Genomic DNA, 7,339 nt, shown 5'->3' with positions numbered 1-7,339 from the left:
GCCCGGCGCCGCGCCGCCCGGCGCCGCGCCGCCCGGCGTCGCGCCCTTGGACGGCCCGCCCCTGGACTGCCCGCCCCTGGACTGCCCGGCCACCGCACGCACCAGGGGCAGGGTTCGGTAGGGGATCTGGTTGGCGAGGGAGATGACCGACGAGGCGCGCTCCACGCCCGCGACGTCCACGATGACGTCGATGACGCGCTGGAGGTCGGTGTTGCTGCGGGCGACGATGCGGCACAGCATGTCCCCGGCGCCGGTGATGGTGTGGGCCTCGATCACCTCGGGCACCTGGGCGAGCCGGGCCGCCACCGGGTCGTGGCCGCCCGCCTGCCGCAGCTGCAGCGTGACGAAGGCCGTCACCCCGTAGCCGAGCGCGGCCGGGTCGATCTCCGGGCCGTGGCCGGCGATGACGCCGTCCCGCGCCAGCCGGTCCAGCCGCGCCTGGACGGTCCCGCGCGCGACCCCGAGCCGCCGGGACGCCTCCAGCACGCCGACCCGGGGTTCGGCGGCGAACAGCTCGATCAGCCGGCCGTCCAGTTCGTCGATCGGCACGGCACCCTCCTGTGGTCGTGGTCACCATGTACAGAGCGACCGGTCCGGACGCGGATGCGCTGTACAGATTGTCCAGTATTTCAGCCCGCTCTTGCGCACCTTGCAGGCACATGTCGAGATTGGGTGGTATGGATGAGTTTCCGGTCAAGGGTATGGACGCCGTCGTCTTCGCCGTCGGCAACGCCAAACAGGCCGCCCACTACTACTCGACCGCGTTCGGCATGCGCCGGGTCGCCTACCGGGGCCCGGAGAACGGCAGCCCGGACGAGGCGGTGCACGTGCTGGAGTCGGGCGGCGCCCGGTTCGTGTTCCGCGGCCCGGTGAAGGCGGGCACCGAGCTCGGCAGGCACATCGCCGAGCACGGCGACGGAGTGGTGGACCTCTCGATCGAGGTGCCCGACGTCGAGCACGCCTACCGGCACGCGCTCGCGAAGGGCGCCACCGGCCTGGAGGAGCCGCACGTCCTGGAGGACGAGTACGGCAAGGTGACGGTCGCGGCGATCGCGACCTACGGCGAGACCCGGCACACGCTGGTCGACCGCTCGAACTACACCGGCCCCTACCTGCCGGGGTTCGAGCCCGCCGACCCCATCGTGCAGCCGGTGGAGAAGCGGTTCTTCCAGGCGATCGACCACTGCGTCGGCAACGTCGAGCGCATGGACGAGTGGGCCGAGTTCTACCACCGGGTCATGGGCTTCACCGACATGGCGGAGTTCGTCGGCGACGACATCGCGACCGAGTACTCGGCGCTGATGTCCAAGGTGGTCGCGGACGGCACCCGCAAGGTGAAGTTCCCCCTGAACGAGCCCGCGGAGAGCAAGCGCAAGTCGCAGATCGACGAGTACCTGGAGTTCTACGGCGGGCCGGGCGTGCAGCACATCGCGCTCGCCACCAACGACATCCTGGCCTCGGTCGACCGGATGCGAGCCGCGGGCGTGGAGTTCCTGGAGAGCCCCGACTCCTACTACGAGGACCCCGAGCTGCGCGAGCGCATCGGCCAGGTGCGGGTCCCCATCGAGGAGCTGCAGAAGCGCCGGATCCTGGTCGACCGGGACGAGGACGGCTACCTGCTGCAGATCTTCACCAAGCCCGTCCAGGACCGTCCGACCGTGTTCTTCGAACTGATCGAGCGGCACGGCTCGCTCGGCTTCGGCAAGGGCAACTTCAAGGCGCTGTTCGAGGCGATCGAGCGGGAGCAGGAGCGCCGCGGCAACCTGTGACGCTCCGACCCCGGTGACACCCCGGCACCCGTGAGGCCGCGGCGGCGCCCCGCCGCGGCGCCTGAAGGCTCGGGGGACTCGGCCCCGGACGCGCCCGCGTCCGGGGCCGGTCGTCACCGTGGCGGCGCCGCGGCCTCCGGTACCCGGCACACTGTGGGGCCATGAGCGAACCACCCCAGGACACCCCGAAGCCGGACAGCGGCTGGCAGCCCCCGGACCGGCCGCAGGAGGAGGCGCAGGAGGCGCCCGCCTCGCCCGAGCGCCCGCCGCCGTACCAGGGCTCCTACGGCGGGCCGCCCGCCCAGGCCGCTCCCATGGCCGGATACGGCCACCCCGGTGCCCTGCCGCAGGCGCCGCCGGTCCCCGGCTACGGCCCGCCCGGCGTGCCCCACCCCGGCTTCGGAGGCGGCACGCAGGACGCGGTCGCCGGACGCGCGGCGCGGCTCGGCGCCGGGATCATCGACAGCGTCGTCCTCAGCATCGGGACGGTGCCGGCCGTCCTGTTCTCGATCCGCTGGGACCGGATGCGCGACTCCATCGAGTCCGGCGAGCCGGTCACGAACCCGCTGGACCTCTACAACATCCCTCGCCTCCTCGTCGGATACGGGATCGTGGTCCTGCTGGGCTTCGTGTACTTCACCGTCCTGCACGCCCGGTGGGGCCAGACGCTCGGCAAGAAGGCGTTCGGCATCCGGCTCGTGCGGGCCGACGACCGCTCGGCGGTGAGCTGGGGCCAGGCGCTCGGGCGGCAGGCGATCGTCTACGGCATCGGCGTGGCGACGGGCGCGCTGAACCTCCTCGTGGCCGGCGGCGGGATCATCGGCCTCCTCGGCCTCCTCGACAACGCCTGGATCCTGTGGGACGACCGGCGCCAGGCCCTGCACGACAAGGCGGTCAAGACGATCGTGGTGAAGGTGACGCCATGGACGCCGAACCCCTACGCCCGCGACCGGTCCGGGTCGTGAACGCGTCCCGGCAAGGACCTGCCATGCCGACGTAAACATTCCGGCTCCACCCGGGCGCGGCAGGGTTGACCTGCGGCGACGCGGCGACCCTCTCGGCATGACGCAACCGCCGCACGACCCCGCGTCCGGGCGAGAGCCGGAGGACGACCGGCCGCACGGGGACCGGGAGCAGCCCGACCGGCCGGGCCCCTACGGCGGCGGGCAGCCGTACGGGGAGGAGCCCCAGGACCGACGACCGCCCTACGGCGAGCAGCCCCCGCACGGAGAGCAGCAGCCGTACGGGGAATGGCCGCCGCCGGGCGGACGGCAGCAGCCCTACGGCGAGCAGCAGCCACCCAGCGGTCAACAGCCCTACGGGGAGCAACCGCAGTGGGGGCAACAGCCACCCGAAGGGCAGCAGCCCTACGGCGGCCGGCAGCCCTACGGGGAGCAACCGCCTTACGGCGAGCAGCATCCACAAGGCGAGCAGCCTCCGCACGGAGAGCAGCAGCCCTACGGAGAGTGGCCGCCGCCGGGAGGGCAGCAGCGGCCCTACGGCGAGCAGCCGCCCGGCGGTCAGCAGCCCTATGGCGAGCAGCCGCCCTATGGCGAGCGGCAGGCCTATGGCGAGCGGCAGGCCTATGGCGAGCAGCAGGCCGATGGCGAGCAGCAGCAGTGGGGCCAGCAGCCGCCCGGCGGGCAGCAGCCTTACGGCGAGCAGCGGCCGTCCGGGCAGCCGCCTTACGGTGAGCAGGGGCAGTGGCAGCAGCAGCCGTCCGGCGGGCAGTACGGCGCCCAGCCGGGATACGGGCAGCAGTACCCGGGGCAGGGCCCGGGCGGGTACGCGCATCCGCCGGCGGAGCTCGCGAGCCGCTGGGCGCGGCTGGGCGGGGGCCTCGTCGACCTGATCATCATCGGCATCGTGACGGGCCTGATCTCGATCCCGTTCGTCAACTGGAACAACGTCGTCAATCCCGAGCCCGGCACCACCATGTACGACGGCGCCCGGGTGGGGACGAACGCGATCAGCGTCGTGCTGGCGTTCTTCTACTTCTGGCTGATGCACGCCAAATGGGGGCAGACGCTCGGCAAGATGCTGGCGCGGACGCGGGTGGTCCGCGCCGACGACGGGCAGGCGATCACCACTGGCCAGGCCGCGGGGCGCTCCGCGTTCTACAGCGTGCTCGGCGGCATCTGCGGCTGCATCGGCCTGATCGACATCGCGTGGATCCTCTGGGACGAGCGCAAGCAGGCGCTGCACTGCAAGGTGGCGCAGACGGTCGTCGTCAAGGCCGATCCGTACCGGGCGAATCCGTATGCCGGTCGCTGAGAGCGCCCGCGCCGGCGGGGTTCCGGTGGCCGTCCGAGTTGCCGGGCGGGGTCCCGTCCGGGCAGGCTGGACGGCGTGCATATGGCCGGAAACTCCCCCAGCCCCCGTCGTAACGGCCCAAGGGCCGTCCGCGGCACCGCGTTCCGCGGCGCGGCAGGGCTGGCGGCCCTCGCCCTCGCGGGGTCGCTGACCGCAGCCTGCCAGGCCCCGTTCGGGAACCCGGGCGAGTCCGGACCGCCCAAGGGACCGGTGGTGAACGGCCCGGCGGGCCCGACGACCGCGGGCGACGACTACGTCCCGGGCAACGGCAACGGCGGCTACGACGTCCAGCACTACGGGCTGAAGCTGACCATCACGCCGGACGGCCCGAAGCAGCTCGACGGCGTCGCGACGATCACCGCGAAGGCGACCGCGAAGCTCGCCCGGTTCAACCTCGACCTCACCGGCCTGGACGTGTCCTCCATCAAGGTGGACGGCGCGCCCGCGCGGCAGCAGCGCGGCGGCGGCGAGCTGGAGGTGACGCCCGCCAAGCCCCTGGAGAAGGGCAGCACCTTCACCACGGTGGTCGCCTACTCGGGGACGCCGCGGCCGGTGTCGGACCCGGTGCTCGGCCGGTACGGCTGGATCCGCACGTCCGACGGCGTCTTCGTGGCGTGCCAGCCGAGCGGCGCGCACACCTGGTTCCCCAGCAACGACCATCCGAGCGACAAGGCCACCTTCGACTTCGAGATCACCGTCCCGCAGGGCCTGACGGCGATCGCCAACGGCGAGCCGGACACGCCGCCGCAGGACTCCGGCGGCGGGGCGACCGGAACGCCGCCGGGCCTGCCCGGCGGTCCGCCCACCGAGCCGCCGGGCACCGAGCCGACGGACGGGCCGGGGGTCGTGCCGGTCGCCCACCGCGCCAAGGCGGGCGCCACGACGACCTCGAAGTGGCGGGTCAAGGACCCGATGGCCACCTACCTGGCGACGGTCGACGTCGGCCGGTTCGCGGTGCGGACGGGCAGGACGGCGGGCGGCATTCCCAACATCACCGCCGTGGACGCGTCGACCGCCGGCGTGAGCGTCGACCAGTTCCACCAGCTGAACGGCCAGGTCATCGACGAGTGGTCCAAGCTGTTCGGCCCGTACCCGTTCTCCTCGACCGGCGGTCTGATCGACGACGCGGACGTCGGCTTCGCGCTGGAGACGCAGACGCGGCCGGTGTACGGGGCGTTCGGACTCCAGCCGACCATCGTCGCGCACGAGCTGGCCCACCAGTGGTTCGGCGACAGCGTCAGCGTGACGCGCTGGCAGGACATCTGGCTGAACGAGGGCTTCGCGACCTACGCCGAGTGGCTGTGGGACGAGAAGACCGGCGGCCAGAGCGTGCAGGAGCACTTCGACGAGGCCTACAACGGCGTCGGCGGACGGGAGCTGTGGGACGTCCCGCCCGGCAACCCCGGCCGCAAGCAGATGTTCGGCCGGTCGGTGTACGACCGGGGCGGCATGACGCTGGTCGCGCTGCGCGGCCGGGTCGGCGAGGACGTCTTCTACAAGATCCTCAAGACCTGGACGAAGGAGCACCGGCACTCCGGCGGCACGACGAAGCAGTTCGTCGAGACGGCGAACCGCGTGTCGGGCAAGAAGCTCGACGCGTTCTTCGACGACTGGCTGTTCAAGAAGGGCCGTCCGGCCAAGTGACCGGGTGACCCAGGTCCGCCGCAGGTGAACGTCCGGCAAGGACGGAGGAAAGCCCGGCGGGCCGCCAGACCGGCGGGGCGGGCGCGCCGCCACCATCGGCCTGGTGAAGGGGCCATCTCGGCGAACGACCGCGGCCTTGGCCGTCGCGATCCTGGCCGGGTCGCCCGGCGCCGCCTCCGCGTCCGCGTCCAAGGGGCCCGAGGAGGCCGGTGACCCGGCCGCCTCGGCGGGGCGGCGGGCGGCCGCGGCCTGTCCACAGCCCTCCCGGCTTGGCGCGCGGCCCGGTGACCGCGGCACGCCCTCGCCCGGAGCGGCCGGCCTGGGCGACTCCTACATCAAGGACGCGGGCAACGGCGGCTACGACGTCGCCCACTACGACGTCGCGCTGGCCTACGCGGGCGTCAGAACGGGAGCGGTCGAAGCGGCGGTGACGGTCACCGCGACCGCCGCGCAGGACCTGTCCGCGTTCGACCTCGACTTCCGCGGCCCGCGGATCACCGCCGTCTCGGTGGACGGCCGGGAGGCGCGCCACCGCCGCGACGGCCGGGAGCTCGTGGTCACGCCCGCCGAGCCGATCAGCGCCGGGCGGACGTTCCGGACCACCGTCCGGTACGCGGGCAGGCCGCAGCCGGTCCGGGACCGGACGTTCGGCACGTACGGCTGGACGCCGAGCAAGGACGGCGCCGTCGTGGCCTCCCAACCGGACGGCGCGTCCAGCTGGCTGCCGGTGAACGACCACCCCAGCGACAAGGCCGCGTACGCGTTCCGCATCACGGTCCCGAAGGGCTTGCGCGCCGTGGCGAACGGGCGGCCCGGCCCCGTCCGCGCCGGCGCCGCGACCACCACCTACGAGTGGACCGAGGACGCGCCGATGGCGAGCTACCTGGCCACCGTCGCCATCGGACGGTTCGAGGTGCGGCGCACCGAGGCGGCCGGCGTCCCGGTCATCACGGCGGTGGACCCCGCGTTCCGGTCGTCGGCGAAGCGGCTGGAGAGCACCACCGCCCAGGTGCTGAGGTGGGCGGCGCCGCTCTTCGGCCCGTACCCGTTCGCGACGGCGGGCGGCATCGTCGACGACCCGAAGCTCGGCTACGCCCTGGAGACGCAGGAGCGCCCGCTCTACGGCGGGTTCGCGCCGGACGAGGGCTTCGTCGTCCACGAGATGGCCCACCAGTGGTTCGGCGACAGCGTCGGGCTGTGCGACTGGAGCGACATCTGGCTCAACGAGGGCTTCGCGACCTACGCCGAGTGGCTGTGGCGCGAGCGCACCGGCAAGGACTCCGCCCAGAAGATCTTCAAGCGGTACTACGCGCGGGCCGCGGGTTCGCCGGTCTTCCGGCCGCCGCCGGGCGCGCCCGGGGCCGCGAAGATGTTCGGCTACTCCGTCTACATCCGGGGCGCGATGACCTTGCAGGCGCTCCGGAACCGGGTCGGCGACAGGGCGTTCTTCACGATCCTGCGGACCTGGACGGCCGAGCACCGCCACTCCACCGCCACGACGGCGCAGTTCGCCGCGCTGGCCGAGCGGGTGTCGGGCCAAAGGCTCACGACTCTGTTCCAGGCATGGCTCCGCGCGGATACCAAACCGCGGACTTGGTGACCCGAAGCCGGAT

At 73.0% G+C, this 7,339-nt stretch carries 6 protein-coding genes; 5 read left to right on the top strand and 1 reads right to left on the bottom strand.

What is annotated here, in order from left to right:
- Nucleotides 1-549: Lrp/AsnC family transcriptional regulator (locus tag AB0C21_RS36895; protein ID WP_500210608.1), on the bottom strand; the 549-nt coding region annotated here is incomplete at its 3' end.
- 128 nt (nt 550-677) lie between these two features.
- Between AB0C21_RS36895 and hppD the strand changes: the two genes are divergently transcribed.
- The 5 genes from hppD (at nt 678) to AB0C21_RS36870 (ending at nt 7,326) form a co-directional block, all read left to right on the top strand.
- Nucleotides 678-1,769 (top strand): 4-hydroxyphenylpyruvate dioxygenase, encoded by a 1,092-nt coding sequence (hppD, locus tag AB0C21_RS36890; protein WP_500210606.1) that lies wholly within the window; start codon nt 678-680, stop codon nt 1,767-1,769.
- A gap of 161 nt (nt 1,770-1,930) precedes the next feature.
- Nucleotides 1,931-2,734, top strand: coding sequence for an RDD family protein (locus AB0C21_RS36885; protein WP_500210605.1), 804 nt, complete (start codon nt 1,931-1,933; stop codon nt 2,732-2,734).
- A gap of 97 nt (nt 2,735-2,831) precedes the next feature.
- On the top strand, nt 2,832-4,043 hold the full coding sequence (locus tag AB0C21_RS36880; protein WP_500210604.1) for an RDD family protein: 1,212 nt from the start codon (nt 2,832-2,834) through the stop codon (nt 4,041-4,043).
- A gap of 81 nt (nt 4,044-4,124) precedes the next feature.
- Nucleotides 4,125-5,726, top strand: coding sequence for a M1 family metallopeptidase (locus tag AB0C21_RS36875; protein WP_500210615.1), 1,602 nt, complete (start codon nt 4,125-4,127; stop codon nt 5,724-5,726).
- A gap of 136 nt (nt 5,727-5,862) precedes the next feature.
- Complete coding sequence (locus tag AB0C21_RS36870) at nt 5,863-7,326, top strand: M1 family metallopeptidase (protein ID WP_500210603.1); 1,464 nt, start codon at nt 5,863-5,865, stop codon at nt 7,324-7,326.
- Nucleotides 7,327-7,339: the final 13 nt, after the last annotated feature.

The organism is Spirillospora sp. NPDC049024 (assembly GCF_040649235.1).
Classification (GTDB): Bacteria; Actinomycetota; Actinomycetes; order Streptosporangiales; family Streptosporangiaceae; genus Spirillospora.
This window is presented reverse-complemented; position numbering and strand designations above follow the sequence as displayed.